General features: G+C 65.6%; 21 protein-coding genes. 17 read left to right on the forward strand and 4 right to left on the reverse strand.

From position 1 onward, the window contains the following. The first annotated feature begins 80 nt into the window (after window positions 1-80). Both ACZ5TO_RS07470 and ACZ5TO_RS07475 read left to right on the forward strand, forming a co-directional pair. The gene (locus ACZ5TO_RS07470; RefSeq protein WP_464800059.1) at window positions 81-815 is read left to right on the forward strand and encodes an AzlC family ABC transporter permease; all 735 of its coding nucleotides are present in this window, start codon (window positions 81-83) and stop codon (window positions 813-815) included. Continuing rightward, window positions 812-1,156: an AzlD domain-containing protein gene (locus ACZ5TO_RS07475; protein WP_184141807.1), complete on the forward strand. Its 345-nt coding sequence runs from the start codon at window positions 812-814 to the stop codon at window positions 1,154-1,156. Before ACZ5TO_RS07470 ends, ACZ5TO_RS07475 begins: the two co-directional genes overlap by 4 nt. A 5-nt stretch (window positions 1,157-1,161) precedes the next feature. Here ACZ5TO_RS07475 and ACZ5TO_RS07480 read toward each other — a convergent pair whose 3' ends face one another. From ACZ5TO_RS07480 to ACZ5TO_RS07495, 4 genes are read right to left on the reverse strand one after another with little or no spacing between them, the layout of a single operon-like run. Then, window positions 1,162-1,584 carry an HIT family protein gene (locus ACZ5TO_RS07480; protein WP_464800060.1) on the reverse strand — a complete coding sequence of 141 codons (423 nt, stop codon included), beginning with the start codon at window positions 1,582-1,584 and terminating at the stop codon, window positions 1,162-1,164. Window positions 1,585-1,603: 19 nt separating this feature from the next. Continuing rightward, a complete protein-coding gene (locus tag ACZ5TO_RS07485) occupies window positions 1,604-2,800 on the reverse strand; it encodes a GNAT family N-acetyltransferase (protein WP_464800348.1) in 1,197 nt (398 codons plus the stop codon). 2 nt (window positions 2,801-2,802) lie between these two features. Then, window positions 2,803-3,528, reverse strand: coding sequence for a glycerophosphodiester phosphodiesterase (locus tag ACZ5TO_RS07490; RefSeq protein WP_464800061.1), 726 nt, complete (start codon window positions 3,526-3,528; stop codon window positions 2,803-2,805). Next, a complete protein-coding gene (locus ACZ5TO_RS07495; protein ID WP_464800062.1) occupies window positions 3,528-3,992 on the reverse strand; it encodes a RidA family protein in 465 nt (154 codons plus the stop codon). The genes ACZ5TO_RS07490 and ACZ5TO_RS07495 overlap by 1 nt, the downstream gene beginning before the upstream one ends. A gap of 144 nt (window positions 3,993-4,136) precedes the next feature. Between ACZ5TO_RS07495 and ACZ5TO_RS07500 the strand changes: the two genes are divergently transcribed. The 15 genes from ACZ5TO_RS07500 (at window position 4,137) to ACZ5TO_RS07570 (ending at window position 19,052) form a co-directional block, all read left to right on the forward strand. After that, window positions 4,137-4,964 (forward strand): cell envelope integrity EipB family protein, encoded by an 828-nt coding sequence (locus ACZ5TO_RS07500; protein ID WP_464800063.1) that lies wholly within the window; start codon window positions 4,137-4,139, stop codon window positions 4,962-4,964. A 387-nt stretch (window positions 4,965-5,351) separates the two neighbouring features. Continuing rightward, window positions 5,352-6,113 (forward strand): 30S ribosomal protein S2, encoded by a 762-nt coding sequence (gene rpsB / locus ACZ5TO_RS07505; protein ID WP_119259227.1) that lies wholly within the window; start codon window positions 5,352-5,354, stop codon window positions 6,111-6,113. A 142-nt stretch (window positions 6,114-6,255) separates the two neighbouring features. Then, on the forward strand, window positions 6,256-7,182 hold the full coding sequence (tsf, locus tag ACZ5TO_RS07510; protein WP_464800064.1) for a translation elongation factor Ts: 927 nt from the start codon (window positions 6,256-6,258) through the stop codon (window positions 7,180-7,182). A gap of 186 nt (window positions 7,183-7,368) precedes the next feature. Beyond that, complete coding sequence (pyrH, locus tag ACZ5TO_RS07515; protein ID WP_464800065.1) at window positions 7,369-8,091, forward strand: UMP kinase; 723 nt, start codon at window positions 7,369-7,371, stop codon at window positions 8,089-8,091. 58 nt (window positions 8,092-8,149) lie between these two features. Next, window positions 8,150-8,710, forward strand: a complete 561-nt coding sequence (gene frr / locus ACZ5TO_RS07520; protein ID WP_184141793.1) for a ribosome recycling factor — start codon at window positions 8,150-8,152, stop codon at window positions 8,708-8,710. A gap of 42 nt (window positions 8,711-8,752) precedes the next feature. Continuing rightward, window positions 8,753-9,499, forward strand: coding sequence for an isoprenyl transferase (locus ACZ5TO_RS07525; protein ID WP_464800066.1), 747 nt, complete (start codon window positions 8,753-8,755; stop codon window positions 9,497-9,499). Next, the gene (locus ACZ5TO_RS07530) at window positions 9,499-10,332 is read left to right on the forward strand and encodes a phosphatidate cytidylyltransferase (RefSeq protein WP_184141789.1); all 834 of its coding nucleotides are present in this window, start codon (window positions 9,499-9,501) and stop codon (window positions 10,330-10,332) included. Before ACZ5TO_RS07525 ends, ACZ5TO_RS07530 begins: the two co-directional genes overlap by 1 nt. Window positions 10,333-10,357: 25 nt before the next feature. Then, complete coding sequence (gene rseP, locus ACZ5TO_RS07535) at window positions 10,358-11,491, forward strand: RIP metalloprotease RseP (RefSeq protein WP_464800067.1); 1,134 nt, start codon at window positions 10,358-10,360, stop codon at window positions 11,489-11,491. Window positions 11,492-11,729: 238 nt separating this feature from the next. Further along, window positions 11,730-14,063: an outer membrane protein assembly factor BamA gene (gene bamA / locus ACZ5TO_RS07540; RefSeq protein WP_464800068.1), complete on the forward strand. Its 2,334-nt coding sequence runs from the start codon at window positions 11,730-11,732 to the stop codon at window positions 14,061-14,063. Between the two features lie 49 nt (window positions 14,064-14,112). Further along, window positions 14,113-15,177 (forward strand): UDP-3-O-(3-hydroxymyristoyl)glucosamine N-acyltransferase, encoded by a 1,065-nt coding sequence (lpxD, locus tag ACZ5TO_RS07545; RefSeq protein ID WP_464800069.1) that lies wholly within the window; start codon window positions 14,113-14,115, stop codon window positions 15,175-15,177. Continuing rightward, window positions 15,170-15,637 (forward strand): 3-hydroxyacyl-ACP dehydratase FabZ, encoded by a 468-nt coding sequence (fabZ, locus tag ACZ5TO_RS07550; protein WP_184141781.1) that lies wholly within the window; start codon window positions 15,170-15,172, stop codon window positions 15,635-15,637. Before lpxD ends, fabZ begins: the two co-directional genes overlap by 8 nt. Further along, window positions 15,634-16,452 (forward strand): acyl-ACP--UDP-N-acetylglucosamine O-acyltransferase, encoded by an 819-nt coding sequence (gene lpxA / locus ACZ5TO_RS07555; RefSeq protein ID WP_464800349.1) that lies wholly within the window; start codon window positions 15,634-15,636, stop codon window positions 16,450-16,452. Before fabZ ends, lpxA begins: the two co-directional genes overlap by 4 nt. A gap of 5 nt (window positions 16,453-16,457) precedes the next feature. Then, window positions 16,458-17,336 (forward strand): LpxI family protein, encoded by an 879-nt coding sequence (locus tag ACZ5TO_RS07560; protein WP_464800070.1) that lies wholly within the window; start codon window positions 16,458-16,460, stop codon window positions 17,334-17,336. Further along, on the forward strand, window positions 17,333-18,493 hold the full coding sequence (lpxB, locus tag ACZ5TO_RS07565; RefSeq protein WP_464800071.1) for a lipid-A-disaccharide synthase: 1,161 nt from the start codon (window positions 17,333-17,335) through the stop codon (window positions 18,491-18,493). The genes ACZ5TO_RS07560 and lpxB overlap by 4 nt, the downstream gene beginning before the upstream one ends. Window positions 18,494-18,599: 106 nt before the next feature. Further along, on the forward strand, window positions 18,600-19,052 hold the full coding sequence (locus ACZ5TO_RS07570; protein ID WP_464800072.1) for a type II toxin-antitoxin system RatA family toxin: 453 nt from the start codon (window positions 18,600-18,602) through the stop codon (window positions 19,050-19,052). Window positions 19,053-19,057 lie beyond the last annotated feature (5 nt).

A 19,057-nucleotide genomic window follows, 5' to 3' on the forward strand; every position in this document is an offset into this window, starting at 1 on the left:
CGGTGAGCGAGGAGGGGATTGTCGAGTGAGGTCGGCCGGCGGGCATCGCCCCGCTTTCCTTTACTGCAAGAGAAATTCGAATGTCCGACGGGCCAGAACCTCAATCGCAGATGCACTGGTTCCTTTTCGGCATGCGCGGCCTCTTCAGCCTGCCGGCGATCATCCTGATGCTCTCGTTCGTCGGCTTCGCCGCCTTCACGGCGGAGGCGAAGGTGCCGGTCGGCGAGGTCATGTTCATGACGGGCATCGTCTGGGCGCTGCCGGCGAAGGTCATCCTCGTCAGTTCCATGCTGTCGGGGGCGCCGCTCGCGGCCACCTTCCTTGCGGTGACGCTCTCTTCCGTGCGGCTGATGCCGATGGTCGCCTCGCTGGTGCCGGAGATCCGCACGGCCCGTACGCCGACCTGGCTGCTGCTCGCCATCTCCCATTTCATCGCCATCACCGCCTGGGTCTTCGCGATCGAGCGGGTGCACAAGGTGCCGCGCGGCGGACGGGTCGCCTTCTTCGCCGGCTTCGGCGCCACGCTCACCACGGTCAACGTGCTGCTCGTCGGCCTTGTCTACGGTGCGGTCTCGGTCTTTCCGCCGCTCGTCTCGGGATGCCTGTTCTTCCTGACGCCCGTCTATTTCCTCACCTCGCTCTGGATTTCCGCGCGCCACCGGGTCGTCTACTGGGCGCTCGGCATCGGCCTTGCGCTCGGCTGGCTCTTTGCGACCATCGCCCCGCAATACGATATCCTGCTCGCCGGCGTCCTCGGCGGGACGCTCGCCTGGTGGGGCGAGCGCATGCTGCGCCGCCGGGAGGCCGCGCGATGAGCTTTGCCGACCTCGGGCCCTATCTCTTCATCGTCGTCGCCGGGTGGCTGGCGACCGATATCTGGCGCTGGGCGGGCGTGCTCGTCGGCAACCGCATCGACGAGACGTCGGAAGTGCTCAACTGGGTGCGGGCGGTCGCGACGGCGCTGGTGGCGGCCGTCATCGCCAAGATGATCTTCTTTCCGACCGGAGCGCTCGAAACCTCGCCGCTCTGGCTGCGGCTTGCCGCCGTCGTCTTCGGCGCGCTCGCCTTCTTCGTCGGCGGCCGCTTCCGGCAGATCGCCGGCATTGCCGCGGCCATCGCCTTCCTGGCCGCGGGGCTTGCGATCATCGGTCCCTGACGGGGTTAGCCGGCAAGGGCCTTGCGCAGCTTCTCGGCATTCGCCGTCAGCACGCCCTGGTCTTCCATCGTGCCGGAATGCGGCTTCAGCGGCACGCCCTCGACACGCGGGATGATGTGGAAATGCAGGTGATAGACGGTCTGGCCGGCGGCCGGCTCGTTGAACTGGATGACCGTGACGCCGTCCGCCTCGAAAGCCTCCTTCGCCGCGATGGCGACCTTCTGCACCACCGGGATGAGGCGGGCGAGCGTTGTCGGATCGGCATCGAGGATGTTGCGCGAAGGGACCTTCGGAATGACCAGCGTGTGCCCGTTCGCCTGCGGCATCACATCCATGAAGGCGACGGCGTCGTCGTCCTCGTAGACGCGGTGCGAGGGGATCTCGCCGCGCAGGATCTTCGCGAAGATGTTGTTGCTATCGTAGCTCATGCTCGTCTCCCGGTAATGCTCATTCTGTCTCGTTTTGGTCTCCGCCGCCGCGGCGGAAGGGCCCGTGTTCGGCAAGATAGTCGCCCATCGCCTCCACGTCCTGGCGCTCGCGCTCCAGATAGTCCGCGACGGCGCGGCGAAGGCCGGCATGGGCGATGTAATGGGCGGAATGGGTGGTGACCGGCAGGTAGCCGCGCGCCAGCTTGTGCTCGCCCTGCGCGCCGGCTTCCACGCGGCCGAGACCCTTGGCGATCGCGAAATCGATGGCCTGATGGTAGCAGACCTCGAAATGCAGGAACGGATGATCCTCGATGCAGCCCCAGTGCCGGCCAAAGAGCGTGTCGCCGCCGATGAAGTTGATCGCGCCGGCGATGTAGCGTCCGTCGCGTTTGGCCATTACCAGCAGGATATCGTCCGCCATGCGCTCGCCGATCAGGCTGTAGAAGCGGCGGTTGAGATAGGGCCGGCCCCATTTGCGGCTGCCGGTATCCATGTAGAAGGTGAAGAACTGGTCCCAGACGGCCTCGGTGAGGTCCTTGCCCGTCAGCCAGTCGATTGCAATGCCGTTCTCCAGCGCGGCCCGGCGTTCCTTCCGCAGCGCCTTGCGCTTGCGCGAGGCGAGGGTTTCGAGGAAATCCTCGTGCGAGCCGTATCCCTCGTTGAGGAAGTGGAATTGCTGGTCGGTGCGGTGCAGGTAACCCGCCGCCTCCAGGGCGGGCATCTCCTCTTCCGGCACGAAGGTCACATGCGCGGAGGAGACGCCGTGCCGGCGGGTGAGTTCCTTGAGGCCCTCGGCAAGCGCCGCCTGCGTCGGAGCGACAGGCTGGCCGATGCGGTGGAGAAGGCGGGGGCCCGTTGCCGGCGTGAAGGGAATGGAGGCCTGCAGCTTCGGGTAATAGCGCCCGCCGGCGCGCTCGAAGGCATCGGCCCAGCCGTGGTCGAAGACATATTCGCCCTGGCTGTGGTTCTTGAGGTAGGCGGGCAGGGCGCCGAGCAGCGTCCCGTCCGCGTCCTCCAGCAGCAGGTGCTGGCCGAGCCAGCCGGTCTCGGCGGTCGCGCAGCCCGATTCCTCCAGCGAGGAGAGGAAGGCGTGGCTGACAAAGGGATTGTAGGGAAGATGCGCATCCTGCCGGGAGGCGCCGGCAAGGCGCCCCCAGTCGTCCGCCGCAATATCGGCGAACGTCGTCTCGACGCGGATGTGCATCTCCCCGTCCATGGTCACGCCGTCAGGGGCTCGCGCGGGTCGAAGCCCTCGAACGTCATCTGGTCGGCGTTCTCGGCCGTGATCGTGCGCGCCTCGTCGTCGCGCACGGTCCAGGTGATGACCTTCCGGCCGAGCTCGCGCTGGCGGCTGATGAAGGCGTTCGGCAGGTGGCCGTAATAATAGGAGATGAAGTCGAGGCCGAGCTGCATCGCTTCCTCGTGCACGGCGAATTCCTCCGGCCGCGCGCCTTCCGCCGTCAGGCCGACGGGGCGATTGGTGCCGATCTCCTTGAGGTCGCGGAGGAGCCAGTGGTCGAAGCTCATCAGCGCGACATGGCCGTCGTAGCCTTCGAGCGCGTCGAGGACGGCCATGGCGAAGCCGTCGTCGTCACCCTTGCGGCCCTTCAGTTCGATGACCAGCGGCACGCGGCCCTTCACCAGGTCAAGAAGCTGGCGCAGCGTCGGCACCTTGTCGGCCGTGCCGCCGATGGTCAGGAGGCCCAGCTCGGCGGCGGTGCGCTGGCGCACGTCGCCCTCGATGCCGCACAGGCGCTTCAGGTTGTCGTCATGGAAGACGACGGGAATCGCATCGGCCGAATATTGCAGGTCGCATTCGATGGAAAAGCCCGCATCGGCGGCGCGCGCAAAGGCGGACAGCGTGTTTTCCCAGACGGCGCGGTTGAGGTCGTGATAGCCGCGATGGGCGATCGGCCGTTCGGTCAGCCAGTTGAGGTTGGACATCAGGCGATTTCCATGATGGCGTCGATCTCGACGGCGGCGTTGAGCGGAAGCGCGGCCATGCCGACCGCGGCGCGTGCATGCTTGCCCGCATCGCCGAGCGCGCCGACGAGGAAGTTGGAGGCGCCGTTGATGACGAGGTGCTGCTCGACGAAATCGGGCGCCGAGGCGACGAAGCCGTTGATCTTGATGACGCGCCTGATGCGCGAAAGGTCGCCGAGGGCGGCCTTTGCCTGGGCGAGGAGGCCGAGGGCGCACAGTTCCGCCGCCTTCTGGCCGCCGGCCACGTCCACATCCTTGCCGAGATGGCCGGTATAGGCGAGCTTGCCGTCCAGCATCGGCAACTGGCCGGAAATGTGGAACACGTTGCCGCTGATGACGAAGGGCACGTAGTTGGCCGCGGGCGCTGCCGCCGCGGGGATGTCGTAACCCAGTTCCTTGACGCGTTTTTCGATTTCAGCGGACATTCCGGTCTCCGTTCTCGGCTGTGAGGGGCATTGCTGCAGGCAAGTCGCAGTGTTGGAAATGAATGTGGCAAGGCGTGGATATTGCCTCGCTTTTGCCGGAAGAGTTCATATAACATCGCCGACGGATTCAACAGGAGGAAACGGATGTTTCGTTCAGCCTTCGTCGCGGCCCTTCTGGCCGGGGCATGTTTTGCCGGCAGCGGCGCCGCGACCGCCTTTGCCTCGCCGGCGAGCGGGCTTGCGCCGCACCGCGCCGTCTACGACCTCCAGCTCAAGGACGCCACCGAGCGCTCCGGCATCGCCGGCATGTACGGCCGCATGGTCTACGAGTTCAACGGCAGCCCGTGCGACGGCTATACGGTGAGCTTCCGCTTCGTCACGCAGGTCAATACCGGCGACGAAACCCGCCTTACCGACCAGCAGACGACGACCTACGAGGACCTGAAGAACGGCTCCTTCCGCTTCCTCACCCGCTCCTTCACCGACGAGAAGCTGGACAAGGAAGTGCGCGGCTCGGCGCGCGAGGACAAGAAGGGCGTCAGCGTCGACCTCACCGAGCCGGACGAAAAGCAGCTGGAGCTTGCCGCGAGCCGCTTTCCGACCGAGCACATGCTGGAAGTCATCGACCACGCCAGGAAGGGCGAGCGCTTCTTCGAATCGCGCATCTACGACGGCTCGGATTCGGGCGACAAGACGCTGATGACCACCTCGGTCGTCGGCAAGAAGGAGATGCCGAAGGCCGGCGATCCCGATGCCGACAAGGCCGGCGCCTTCGCCAAGCAGGCCTTCTGGCCGGTCTCCATCGCCTATTACAACGATACCAGCGAGGGCGACGCGCTGCCGGTCTACCGCATGTCCTTCAAGCTCTACGAAAACGGCATCACCCGCGACCTGACGATGGACTACGGCGAGTTCGTGCTGACGGGCAAGCTGGCGAAGCTGGAGCTGTTCAAGCCGCAGGAGTGCAAGTAAGGGGGGTGGCTGGCAGTCATTCGCCCGCCTGATCTTCCTCCATCCTCTCCGTCGTCATGGTCGGGCTTGACCCGACCATCCATGCCCCGGGTGGGGCGGTGGATCCTCGGGTCAAGCCCGAGGATGACGGTGGTGAATGGGTAAGCGGGTAAGGAAGCTTGAGACGACAGCTTCCGATTGCCGGACAAAACGCAGCGGACGAGGCCCCGCAGGCACATTTTTGCCCCTCCGCCCTTGATTTGCCGGCAAACTGCGGTTAAAGGGCCGCTCATTCCACACGTGAGGCATGGGATCGTCCGGGAGAAATCCGGGCTGTTCCGCCGGTGGCATTTCCGAAGGAAGTGCTGTTCGCCTTGCGGAGGTTCAACCGGAAAAGGATGACTAGGCATGGCATTGCCCGATTTCTCTATGCGCCAGCTTCTGGAAGCTGGTGTTCACTTCGGCCACCAGACCCACCGCTGGAACCCGAAGATGAAGCCGTACATCTTCGGCGACCGTAACAACGTCCACATCATCGACCTCGCACAGACCGTTCCGCTGCTTTCGCGCGCGCTTCAGGTCGTGTCCGACACGGTTGCCGGCGGCGGCCGCGTTCTCTTCGTCGGCACCAAGCGCCAGGCATCCGAGATCATCGCCGATGCTGCCAAGCGTTCGGCCCAGTACTATGTCAACTCGCGCTGGCTCGGCGGCATGCTGACGAACTGGAAGACGATCTCCAACTCGATCCAGCGCCTGCGCAAGCTCGACGAGATCCTGTCCTCGGAAGGCTCCGGCTATTCCAAGAAGGAACGCCTGACCCTCGAGCGCGAACGCGAGAAGCTTGAAAAGGCCCTCGGCGGTATCCGCGACATGGGCGGCACCCCGGACCTGATGTTCATCATCGATACCAACAAGGAATCGATCGCCATCCAGGAAGCCAAGCGTCTCGGCATCCCGGTCGTCGCCATCATCGACTCGAACTGCGACCCGGACCCGATCGACTTCCCGATCCCCGGCAACGACGACGCCTCGCGCGCCATCGCCCTTTACTGCGACCTGATCGCCCGCGCTGCCATCGACGGCATCGCCCGCCAGCAGGGTGCATCGGGCCGCGACCTCGGCGCCTCCGCCGAAGCTCCGGTCGAGCCGGCTCTCGAAGCCGAAGCGTAAGGCCGAGGTCGGAGCGAACCTTTCGCTCCCGCTTTTCCATCCAACCGAGGCCAGAGAGACGATCCCTGGCCTCGGTTCGTTTGAAGACCCTGTCCGCCCGAGGTTTTCCGGCGGCACGCAACAAACCGACAAGAGGCTCACAATGGCTGAAATCACCGCTGCACTGGTGAAGGAACTGCGCGAAAAGTCCGGCGCAGGCATGATGGACTGCAAGAAGGCGCTGGCTGAGAACAACGGCGACATCGAAGCGGCAATCGACTGGCTGCGCGCCAAGGGCATCGCCAAGGCCGACAAGAAGTCGGGCCGCACCGCCGCCGAAGGCCTGATCGGCGTCGCCAGCGCCGGCACCAAGGCCGTCGTCGTCGAAGTCAACTCCGAAACCGACTTCGTTGCCCGCAACGATGCCTTCCAGTCCATGGTCCGCGGCATCGCCGACGTGGCGCTTTCCACCGACGGCACCGTCGAGGCCGTTGGCGCCGCCACCTATCCGGCAACCGGCAAGTCGGTCACCGACACGATCAAGGACGCCGTCGCCACCATCGGCGAAAACATGAACCTGCGCCGCTCGGCTGCCCTGTCGGTCGAGGACGGCGTCGTCGCGACCTACATCCACAACGCTGCCGCCGACCGCCTCGGCAAGCTCGGCGTTCTCGTCGCGCTGAAGTCGACCGGCGACAAGGAAGCCCTGAACGCCATCGGCCGCCAGGTCGCCATGCACATCGCTGCCACCGCTCCGCTCGCCATCCGCGCCGAGGAAGTCGATGCCGCCGTTGCCGAACGCGAGCGCAACGTCTTCATCGAGCAGTCCCGCGCTTCCGGCAAGCCGGAAAACATCATCGAGAAGATGGTCGAAGGCCGCATGCGCAAGTTCTTCGAGGAAGTCGCCCTGCTGTCGCAGGCCTTCGTCATGAACCCCGACCTCACGGTCGGCGCTGCCGTCAAGGAAGCTGAAAAGACCGTCGGCGCGCCGATCGAAGTCGTCGGCATGGCCCGCCTGCTGCTCGGCGAAGGCGTCGAGAAGGAAGAGTCGGACTTCGCCGCCGAAGTCGCAGCCGCTGCCAAGGGCTGATTTTATTAATCCCGCTTGGGAAAAGGCGAGGGCGCCGCGTGACAACGCGGCGCCCTTCGTGTATCCGGCATCCCGAAATGCCTGCCCCGAAATTTCTCTGCGGCCAAGGCTGCCCTGCGCGGAACCGTCCCCGGTCCCGCCCGGCGGCCGGATCGGGCGAGCAGGCTTACGAGTTCAGGAGCGACAATGACTGCCAAGCCAATCTACAAACGTGTTCTGCTGAAAGCCTCCGGCGAAGCGCTGATGGGATCGCAGGGCTTCGGCATCGATGTCGCGGTCGCCGACCGCATCGCCTCCGACATCGCGGAAGCCCGCGCGCTCGGCGTCGAGGTCGGTGTCGTGGTCGGCGGGGGCAACATCTTCCGCGGTGTTGCCGTCGCCTCCAAGGGCGGCGACCGGGTGACGGGCGACCACATGGGCATGCTCGCGACCGTCATCAACGCGCTGGCGCTCGCGACCTCGCTGCGCAAGCTCGACATCGACACCGTCGTCCTCTCGGCCATCGCCATGCCGGAGATCTGCGAGAGCTTCTCGCAGCGCGCGACGCTCTACCACCTCTCGCTCGGCCGCGTGGTGATCTTCGCCGGCGGCACCGGCAATCCCTTCTTCACGACCGACTCGGCCGCAGCGCTGCGCGCCGCCGAGATGGGCGCAGAAGCCATCTTCAAGGGCACGCAGGTCGACGGCATCTATTCCGCCGACCCGAAGAAGGACCCGACCGCCACCCGCTTCGACCGCCTCACGCATGGCGAGGTGCTGGAGAAGGGCCTTGCCGTCATGGACGTCGCCGCCGTGGCGCTCGCCCGCGAGAACCACATCCCGATCATCGTCTTCTCCATCCATGAAAAGGGCGGATTTGCCGAAATATTGACCGGCGGCGGACGCGGGACCATCGTAACCGACAACTGATTCTTGAGGCGCGCACGCTCCATACGTGCAGCCGCTCTGTGAAAACGGGAGTATTCCGATGAGTGAAGGTATAGACCTGAAGGAACTGAAGCGCCGCATGGACGGCGCGATCAACGCGTTCAAGAACGACATCGCCTCGCTGCGCACCGGCCGCGCCTCGGCCAACGTGCTCGATCCGGTGCAGGTCGAAGCCTATGGTTCGCGCGTTCCGCTCAACCAGGTCGCCAACATCTCCGTTCCCGAGCCGCGCATGCTGTCGGTCTCCGTCTGGGACAAGGGCATGGTCGGCGCGGTCGAGCGCGGCATCCGCGAATCCAACCTCGGCCTCAACCCCATCATCGACGGTCAGAACCTGCGCATCCCGCTGCCGGAGCTCAACGAGGAGCGCCGCAAGTCGCTCGTCAAGGTCGCCCATGACTACGCCGAGAAGGCGAAGGTGGCGATCCGCCATGTGCGCCGCGACGGCATGGACGATCTCAAGAAAGCCGAAAAGGACGGCGATATCGGGCAGGACCTCTCCCGCAGCCAGTCCGAAAGGGTGCAGAAGATGACGGACGAGACGATTTTGGACGTCGATCGCTTGCTTGCCGACAAGGAAAAGGAAATCATGCAGGTGTGAGGCCTTCGCCGCCTGTATGTCTTCCTCTTTCCCGGATTGTCGATGAACCAGCTATCGCCCAGCACCGTACCGGCACACGTCGCCATCATCATGGATGGCAACGGGCGCTGGGCGAATGCGCGCGGCCTGCCGCGCGCCATGGGGCACCGCAAGGGGGTCGAGGCGGTGCGCGAGGCCGTGCGGACGGCCGCCGACTGCGGCATTTCCTACCTCACGCTCTTCGCTTTCTCCTCGGAGAACTGGAACCGCCCGCAAAGCGAGGTCTCCGACCTCATGGGCCTGCTCAAGACCTTCATCCGGCGCGACCTTGCCGTCCTGCACAAGCAGAATGTCCGCATCCGCATCATCGGCGACAAGACGAACCTTTCGGGCGACATCCTGCCGCTGCTGCTGGAGGCCGAGGAGACGACGCGCGCCAATACCGGCATCACGCTGGTGATCGCCTTCAACTACGGCGCGCGCGACGAGATCGCCCGCGCCATGCGTGCGCTTGCCGTGGACGTCGCCGCCGGAAGGCTGGCGCCCGGCGAGATCACGCCGGAGCGCATCGCCGCCGGCCTCGATACCGCCGACATTCCCGATCCCGACCTCATCATCCGCACGAGCGGGGAGGAGCGGCTGTCGAACTTCCTGCTCTGGCAGGGGGCCTATGCCGAACTGATGTTCGTTCCCGAATTCTGGCCGGATTTTTCGCGTGACACTTTCCTTTCGGCTCTTTCCCGCTATGCCATGCGCGAGCGCCGCTTCGGCGGGCTGCAGCCGGCCGCCACGCTCGCTGTGGGGTCGTGATGGGACGTGAACTGCGCCTGCGCATCCTCTCCGGCATCGTGCTTGCCGCCGTGGTGCTTGCCGCGACCTGGTACGGCGATATCGCCTTCCGGCTGCTTGCCGCCGTCATCGCGCTCCTGATCTATTACGAGTGGTCGACCATTACCCGGCTTCCGGAGACGGATTTCCGCGGCAATGCCTTCGGCTGGGCCTCGACCGCGCTCGTCGCCGCGCTCGTCGTCTTCCGCGTCGACGAATTCGCGCTGCCTTTGTTGCTGGCCGCCGTCGCGGTCGGCATTGTCTATGCGCTGGCGCTCAAGGGAAGCGGCTGGCTTGCCGGCGGCATCGCCTATTCGGGCCTGACGGTGATCTCGCTGGCGGCGATCCGCGGCGATACGGCGCACGGCTTCGCCGCCATGCTGTTCATCTTCGCCGTCGTCTGGTCGACGGATATCCTTGCCTACTTCGTCGGCCGCGCCATCGGCGGTCCCAAGCTCGCCCCGCCCATCTCGCCGGGCAAGACCTGGTCGGGGGCGATCGGCGGGGCGATTGCGGCCGTCATCGCCGGCACGCTGGTGCACATGGCCTTCTTCTCGCTGAACGGCCTGTGGGTGCCGACCATCGCGCTGGTGCTCTCGGTGTTCAGCCAGGCGGGCGATCTTTTCGAATCCTTCATCAAGCGGCGTTTCGGCGTCAAGGATTCCAGCCGCCTCATTCCGGGACACGGCGGCGTCATGGACCGGGTGGACGGCCTTGTTTTCGCCTGCTTCGCCGCGTTCCTCATTGCGCTTGGCGATGCGCTCGTGTCGGGCACCGCGAACACGCCGGCCGGTGTGTTCCTTTTCGGCCCGTGACCGGAAGAGACTGGGGACTGTAAGAATGAACATGCTGGCAGGCTCCGTCGGTCTGGTGACGGGATACATCGTTCCCTTCCTGCTCGTGCTGACGCTGATCGTCTTCGTGCACGAGATGGGCCACTACCTTGCCGGCCGCTGGTCGGGCATCGGCATCACCGCCTTCTCCGTCGGCTTCGGCCCGGAGCTTGTCGGCTTCACCGACCGGCGCGGCACGCGCTGGAAGCTCTCCGCCATCCCGCTCGGCGGCTATGTGAAATTCCTCGGCGACGACGACCCGGCCTCCATTCCCGACTACGAATCCGTCTCGGCCCTGCCGGAAGAGGTGCGCAAGAGGACCTTCCTCGGCGCGGCCCTGTGGAAAAGGGCCGTGACGGTCGCCGCCGGCCCGATCGCCAATTTCGTGCTCGCCATCGCCATCTTCGCCGTGATGTTCGCCATCTACGGCCGCCAGATCGCCGACCCGATCGTCGCCGAGGTGCGCCCCGGCAGCGCGGCCGAGGAAGCCGGCGTTCGCCCCGGCGACCTTCTCGTCGCGCTCGACGGCTCGAAGGTCGACACCTTCGACGATGTCCGCCGTTACGTCAGCGTTCGCCCGGAAACGAAGATCGTCGTCACCGTGCGCCGCGCCGGCGAGGACATCGACCTGCCGATGGTACCCAAGCGCACCGAGATCACCGACCAGTTCGGCAACAAGGTCGAGCTCGGCCTCATCGGCATCGTCACGAACCAGGAAACCGGCAATTTCCGCATCGTCCACTACGGGCCGCTCGAAGCCGTGGGGCAGGGCGCGCTGCAGAGCTGGCATATCGTGACCGGCACGTTCGACTATCTGTCCAACCTCCTGACCGGCCGCATGAAGGCGGACCAGCTCGGCGGGCCGATCCGCGTTGCGCAGGCTTCCGGCCAGATGGCGACGCTCGGTGTTGCCGCCGTGCTGCAGCTTGCGGCGGTCCTGTCTGTTTCCATTGGACTTTTGAACCTGATGCCGGTTCCGGTACTTGATGGCGGCCATCTGATGTTCTATGCGGTGGAGGCTGTCCGGGGCAGACCTGTCGGGCCCGGGGCGCAGGAGATCGCATTCCGCATCGGCATGGCGCTGGTTCTGATGCTCATGGTCTTCGCGACCTGGAACGACATATCCATGCTGCTCGGCTGAAGCCGGCCGATACGGCCGGGTCCATAATTCGAAGGGGAGACCGCCGATCCGAGGCGAGGGTGCTAACGCTCTGTTTACCGTAATGAAAACGATGTAGTGGCCGTAAGGCCACGGTTTCAATTGAAGTAAATAGAAATTAACGCGTGACCTTGCTTGTATGGCAAAAGCGGTTAAAACGGCAAACGTGTCCGGAATCGGGCGCGCCTGCCGGGCGATGAAACGAAGGTAAGTTGTGAAGATGAAAGCTGGTTCAAACTTCTTGAACGCCGTGTCTGCCGTTGCGTTGTCGGCAAGTATGGTTGTCACGGGCGGCTCTTTCGCCACGCTCGTCTCCGCCACCGGCGCCGAGGCGGCCGTCATCCGCAGCATCCAGGTCCGCGGCGCCGACCGCGTCAGCGCCGATACGGTCAAGGCCAATCTCTCGATCAAGCCCGGCGAGAACTTCTCCAACGCCGATATCGACGCTTCTGTGCGCCGCCTCTTTGCGACCGGCTATTTCTCGGACGTCAAGATCTCGGTTTCCGGCAGCACGCTCGTCGTGGTCGTCAACGAGAACCAGCTGATCAACGAGGTCGTCATCAACGGCAACCGCAAGATCAAGGACGACAAGCTCCAGGCGGTCCTGCGTTCGCGCTCGATGGGTCCCTATAGCGAGACCACGATCGAAGCCGACAAGCAGGCGATCCGCGACGCCTATGCCGCCATCGGCCGTTCCGACGCCACCGTCACGACGCAGACCTATCCGCTCGGCAACGGCCGCGTGAACCTCGCCTTCATCGTCGACGAGGGCGACCGCACGAAGATCTCGCAGATCAATTTCGTCGGCAACCAGGCCTACAGCAACAGCCGCCTGCGGTCCGTCATCCTGACCAAGAAGTCGAACTTCCTCTCGTTCCTGACCCGCAAGGACGTCTATAGCGAAGAGAAGCTGCGCGCCGACGAAGAGGCGCTGCGCCAGTTCTACTTCAACAGCGGCTATGCCGACTTCCGCGTCATCTCCTCGGAAGCCGTGCTCGACGAAGCCTCCAACGAATATGTCGTCACCTTCACGGTCGACGAAGGCCAGCGCTACGACTTCGGTGACGTGAACGTCGAATCGACGGTCCAGGGCATCGATCCCGACGAGCTGAAGGGCCTGATCGAATCCCATCCGGGCTCGACCTACCGCGCCAAGGACGTCCAGAAGACGATGTCCGAGATCTCCCAGCGCGTCGCGGCAAAGGGCTATCCCTTCGCCCGCGTGACGCCGCGCGGCAACCGCGACCTCGGCAACGGCACCATCGCCGTCGATTACCTCGTCGACCAGGGCGAGCGCGCCTATGTCGAGCGCATCGAGATCCGCGGCAACACCCGCACGCGCGACTACGTCATCCGCCGCGAGTTCGATATCGGTGAAGGCGACGCCTTCAACCAGGAAGTCATCGCGCGTGCCAAGCGCCGCCTCGACGCACTCGGCTATTTCTCGAGCGTCAACATCACCACCGCCCCGGGCAGCCAGCCCGACCGCGTCGTGCTGATCGTCGACGTTCAGGACCAGTCGACCGGCTCGTTCGGCATCGGCGCCGGTTACGAGACGGGCAAGAGCGGCGGCTTCAAGCTCGAAGCCTCCATCGAGGAGAAGAACTTCCTCGGCCGCGGCCAGTACATCCGCCTTGCTGCCGGCCGTGGCGGCGACTCGCGCAACTACAGCCTGTCGTTCACCGAGCCCTATTTCCTCGGCTACCGCCTTGCTGCCGGCTTCGACCTCTTCAGCGACGAGGACGACAGCGAGGATTACTACAGCGTCAATTCGAAGGGCTTCAATCTGCGCGTGACCGCGCCGATCACCGAAGAACTGTCGACCACGCTGAAGTACAGCTACGTCAAGCTCGACTACGACTCGAGCGACCTCAGCAAGCTGTCTTCGCCGTACCAGCATGTCGTGAACGACGGCCCGTGGGTCCGTTCGTCGATTTCGCACAGCCTGACCTTCGATACGCTCGACGACCGCACGCTGCCGCGTGACGGCATCTTCGCGCAGATCACGCAGGAATTCGCGGGCGTCGGCGGCGACTCCGACTACTACAAGATTTCGGGCAAGGCGCGTTACTTCCACACGCTGCTCGAAGACGCGGACGTCATCGGCTCCATCGCCGTCAGCGGCGGCCATATGTGGGGCACGGGCGACGACACGAAGGTCTTCGACCAGTTCACGCTGTCGGCTTCCGAACTGCGCGGCTTCGAATCGGGCGGCATCGGCCCGCGTGCGACGCGGACGGGCGATTCCCTCGGCGGCACGACCTACTTCACGGCTTCGGCCGAAGCCTCGTTCCCGCTGCCGGCATTGCCGCGCGACTCGGGCTTCCGCGGCGCAGTCTTCGTGGATGCCGGTACGCTCTACGGCAACGACGTGGCGACCGTCGCTGCGGACAAGGTCAAGGGCACCGACATGAGCCTGCGTGCTTCGGTCGGCGCCTCGATCATCTGGGCATCGCCGTTCGGTCCGCTGCGGTTCGACTATGCGGTTCCGTTCAAGAAGGAATCGTTCGACGAAGTCCAGCGCTTCAAGTTCGGTATCGCTACCCAGTTCTGAAGCAGCTCGTCCAGAACTGCGAGAACATAGACGTTCTGGAGCCGTGCCGATGGAGCATAACTGGTTCTTTCCGCCCCATGACGGGATTCGTCTGGGTGACCTTGCCGAAGCGCTTGGGGCGGAACTCGCCGATGCCGCGCATGCCGACCGTGTCGTGCGCAGCGTTTCGCCTGTCGCCCGGGCGAAAGAAGGCGACATCTGTTACATCCTTTCCCGCAAGATGCGCGCCGAGCTCGAAACGAGCGAGGCGACGGCGATCCTGTGCGACCCGGCGCTGGCTTCGCTCGTGCCGGCGCATATCGCCGTCCTTCTCTCCAAGCGCCCGCACACCGCCTTCGCCATGGCCGGCGAGCTGCTGCACCCGTCCGCGATGCGGCCGGAGGCGATGACCTCGTCCGCAGGAATTTCGCCGGGCGCCTTTATCGACCCCAAGGCACGCCTCGAACCGAACGTCACCGTCGAGCCCATGGCCGTTGTCGGCAAGGGAGCCGAAATCGGCGAGGGCACGCATATCGGCCCCGGCGCGGTCATCGGCGCGGGTGTCCGCATCGGCCGCAATTGCACGATCGCCGCCGGCGTGACGGTGCAATGCGCACTCATCGGCAACAATGTCATCCTCCATCCCGGCGCGCGCATCGGCCAGGACGGCTTCGGCTATGCGCCGGGCCTGAAACCGGGCATGATCAAGATCGTGCAGGTCGGCCGCGTCATCATCCAGGACAATGTCGAGATCGGCGCGAACACTACCGTCGACCGCGGCACGATGGACGACACGGTGATCGGCGAGGGCACCAAGATCGACAACCAGGTGCAGGTCGGCCACAATGTGCGCATCGGCCGCCATTGCGGCATCGTCAGCGGCGTCGGCATTGCCGGCAGCACGCGCGTCGGCGACGGCGTCATGATCGGCGGCGCCTCCGGCATCAACGGCCATATCACCATCGGCGACGGCGCGCAGATCGCCGCCATGAGCGGCGTTGCGAGCGACGTGCCGCCCGGCGAGAGATATGGCGGCATTCCCGCGCGCCCGATGCGCGATTTCCTGCGCGATGTGGCGGAGATGGCCATGCGCGCCAGCGCCCGTGAAAAGAAGAAGGGTCACAAGGATGAGTGAAGAGACCAAAGCGACGCTCGGCGTGGCCGACCTGCGCGAAATCCTGACGCTGCTTCCCCACCGTTATCCTTTCCTGCTGGTCGACAAGATCATCGAGATCGACGGGGACAATTCGGCCATCGGCATCAAGAACGTGACGGTGAACGAGCCCCATTTCATGGGCCACTTCCCCGATCACCCGATCATGCCGGGCGTCCTCCTGGTCGAGGGCATGGCCCAGACCGCCGGCGCCATCTGCGCGCGCAAGGCCGAGACCGGCTCGAACCTCGTCTATTTCATGACGATCGACAATGCCCGCTTCCGCAAGCCGGTCGTGCCCGGCGACCGCGTGGAATTCCACGTCGTCAAGCAGAAGCAGCGCGGCAATATCTGGAAGTTTCACTGCGACGCAAAAGTTGATGGGCATCTCGTCGCCGAAGCTGATATCGGCGCGATGATCGTCAAGAAGGAAGATGCCTGATCATGATTGCCGCCAGTGCGAAGATCAATCCGCTCGCCGTCGTCGAAGACGGGGCGGTCATCGGGGAGAACGTGGTCGTCGGCCCCTTCTGCTATGTCGGGCCCAAGGTCGTTCTCCACGATGAGGTGGAGCTTCTGCCGCATGCGATCGCGACGGGCCGCACGGTCATCGGCCGCGGCAGCCGCATCTTTCCCAACGCCGTCATCGGCGGCGATCCGCAGAGCCTGCATCACGACGGCGTCGAGACCACGCTGACGGTCGGCGAGAAATGCACCTTCCGCGAGGGTGTGACGGCCAATACCGGCACGACCGGCGGCGGCGGCAAGACGGTCATCGGCAACAACAACCTGTTCCTCGCCAATTCGCACATCGCGCACGACTGCATCCTCGGCAACGACATCGTCATGTCGAACAACGTGATGCTCGCCGGCCATGTGATCGTCGAGGATCGCGTCATCCTCGGCGGCGGCTCGGCCGTGCACCAGTTCACCCGCATCGGCCGTCAGGCCTTCATCGGCGGGCTGTCGGCCGTTTCCTACGACGTCATCCCCTATGGCATGCTGAACGGCAATCCGGGCGTCCTCGGCGGCCTCAACGTCGTCGGCATGAGCCGCGCGGGCATGGACAAGGCGACGATCCATCGCGTTCGCCGTGCCTACAAGCAGGTCTTCGAGGGCGAAGGCTCGGTCCGCGCCAATGCAGCCGCCATCCGCGAGGACTATGCGGATTGCGTGCCGGCCATGCAGATCCTCGATTTCATCGGCGCGGAAAGCGACCGCGCGCTCTCGTCGCCCCACCGGGGCAGCAAGGGCTGAAGGCCATGGCGGACAGCCGGCCCGGAACGCGCGACCGGCTCGCCATCATCGCCGGCGGCGGACAGTTGCCGCGCTACGTCGCCGAGGCCGCGAAAGCCCGCGGCGAAAGCCCCTATATCCTGGCGCTGACGAACGAATCGGCCGACGACTGGTCGGGCTTCGACCATGAAGTGATCTCCATCGGCAACCATGCCGGCATCGGCGCCGCCTTCCGCCGGCACGGCATCGGCCGTGCGGTGCTCACCGGCTGGGTGCGGCGCCGGCCGGAATGGCGCGATATCCACGCGCCCTTCAAGGCGCTGCTCGCCGTTCCCTCGGTCGTGCGGACCCTGCTGCGGGGCGGCGACGACACCGTCCTGAAAATGGTCATCCGGCTCATCGAATCGGAAGGCGTGCGCGTCGTCGGCGCCCATGAGATCGTGCCCGACCTTCTCGGCACCGAAGGGCCGCTCGGCCGGCTTGCGCCGGATGCGGCCGCCGAGGCCGATATCGCCGCGGCCGCTGCCGCCGCGCTCGCGCTCGGCCGGCTGGACGTGGGGCAGGGCGCCGTCGCCGTCGGCGGGCGCGTCGTGGCGCTGGAAGGGGCGGAAGGCACGGACGGCATGCTGGAGCGGGTGGCCGAACTGCGCGCCGCCGGCCGCATCTCGCAGCGCCGCAAGGGTGTCCTCGTCAAGCTGTGCAAGCCCGGGCAGGACCTGCGCGCCGACCTGCCGGCCATCGGGCCGGAGACGCTGCGGCTGGCGAAGGCGGCGGGCCTTGCCGGCATTGCCGTCGAGGCCGGGCGCTCGCTGGTGCTGGAACGCGCCGCACTCGTTTGCGAGGCGGATGCCGGCGGCCTTTTCGTGACGGGGATCCTGCCGGAGCGGACGGAGGCCGGACGATGACACGCGAGACGATCAGGATCGGCGTGATCGCCGGTGAGGTTTCCGGCGACCTTCTCGGCGGCGACCTCATCGCGGCGCTGCGCAGGGCCTATCCGGGCCGGGTGGAACTGGTGGGCGTCGGCGGCGAGGCGCTGGAGCGGCAGGGACTCAAATCGCTGTTCGATTTCTCCGAACTGTCGATCATGGGTATTTCGCAGGTGCTGAAGCGCCTGCCGCTGCTGCTGCGCCGCATCCGCCAGGCGGCGGACGCCATCGTCGCCGCACGGCCGGATGTCCTCCTCATCATCGACAGCCCCGATTTCACCCACCGCGTCGCAAGGCGCGTGCGCAAGGCGCTGCCGGACCTGCCGGTGGTGGATTACGTCTGCCCCAGCGTCTGGGCGTGGAAGGAGGAGCGCGCACCCCGCATGCGCGCCTATGTCGACCATGTTCTGGCGCTCCTGCCCTTCGAGCCCGCCGTCATGCAGCGCCTCGGCGGACCGGCCACCACCTATGTCGGCCACCGGCTGATCGGCGATCCGGATATCGGCCGCATCCGCGCCGCGCGGCTCGCCCGGCCGGACGGGGATGTGCGTACCTGCCTGCTGCTGCCCGGCTCGCGCAGCACGGAGATCGGCCGCCTGCTGCCCGTCTTCGGCGAGGCTGCGAAGGAGCTTTCCGCCCGCAATCCCGGCATCCGTTTCCTGCTGCCCACCGTGCCGCGGCAGGAGGCGCTGGTGCGGCAGCTTACGGCAGACTGGCCGGTCAAGCCGCATATCACCGTCACGACGGAGGAGAAGTGGCAGGCCTTCGCCGAGGCCGATGCGGCGATCGCCGCCTCCGGCACGGTCATCCTGGAGCTTGCGCTTGCCCGCGTGCCGGTCATCTCCACCTATCGGTTCGACTGGATCGCCAATCTCTTCCTGCGCAAGGTGAAGGTCTGGTCGGCGGCGATCCCCAATATCGTCGCGGACTATGCCGTGGTGCCGGAATTCCTCAACGAGCAGGTGCGTCCCGGCACCCTGACGCGCTGGTTCGAGCGGCTTGCCACCGAGACTGCCGAGCGCCGCGCGATGCTGGAAGGCTACGACCTCGTGCACGAGCGCATGCAGACGGAGCGCCCCCCGGGCGAGACCGGCGCCGCCGTCATCCTCGATCTCCTCGCGGCAAGACCGTGACGCCGTTGCGGCCGATGGCCGCGACGCAGCCGTTTGCATGTTGAAATTGTCGGGCAGGACGGGGCGGACACTTGCAAGACCTGCCGCGCTTCATTAGCTCTCGGGCATGCCCCAGTTCGAAACCCGCAGGTCCGTTCCCCACAGTGCCGATGAGATGTTCGACCTCGTTGCCGATGTCGAGCGCTACCCGGAGTTCCTGCCGCTCTGCGAGGGGCTGGCGGTGCGCTCGCGCAAGGAGCGCGACGGCAAGGAACTGCTCATCGCGGACATGACGGTCGGCTACAAGGCGATCCGCGAGACCTTCACCACGCAGGTGCTGCTGAACCGCACTGAGCGGGCAATCGACGTGAAATATATCGACGGGCCGTTCCGCTACCTCGACAACCGCTGGCGCTTCGAGCCGCTGCCCGAGGGCGGCTCTTCGGTGCATTTCTTCATCGACTACGAGTTCAAGAGCCGCATCCTCGGCGCGCTGATGGGCTCGATGTTCGACCGTGCCTTCCGCATGTTCACCGACGCCTTCGAAAAGCGCGCCGCCGCCATCTATCCGGCGGCCTGAGCGTC

It is taken from the genome of Shinella sp. Sh6, assembly GCF_055392685.1.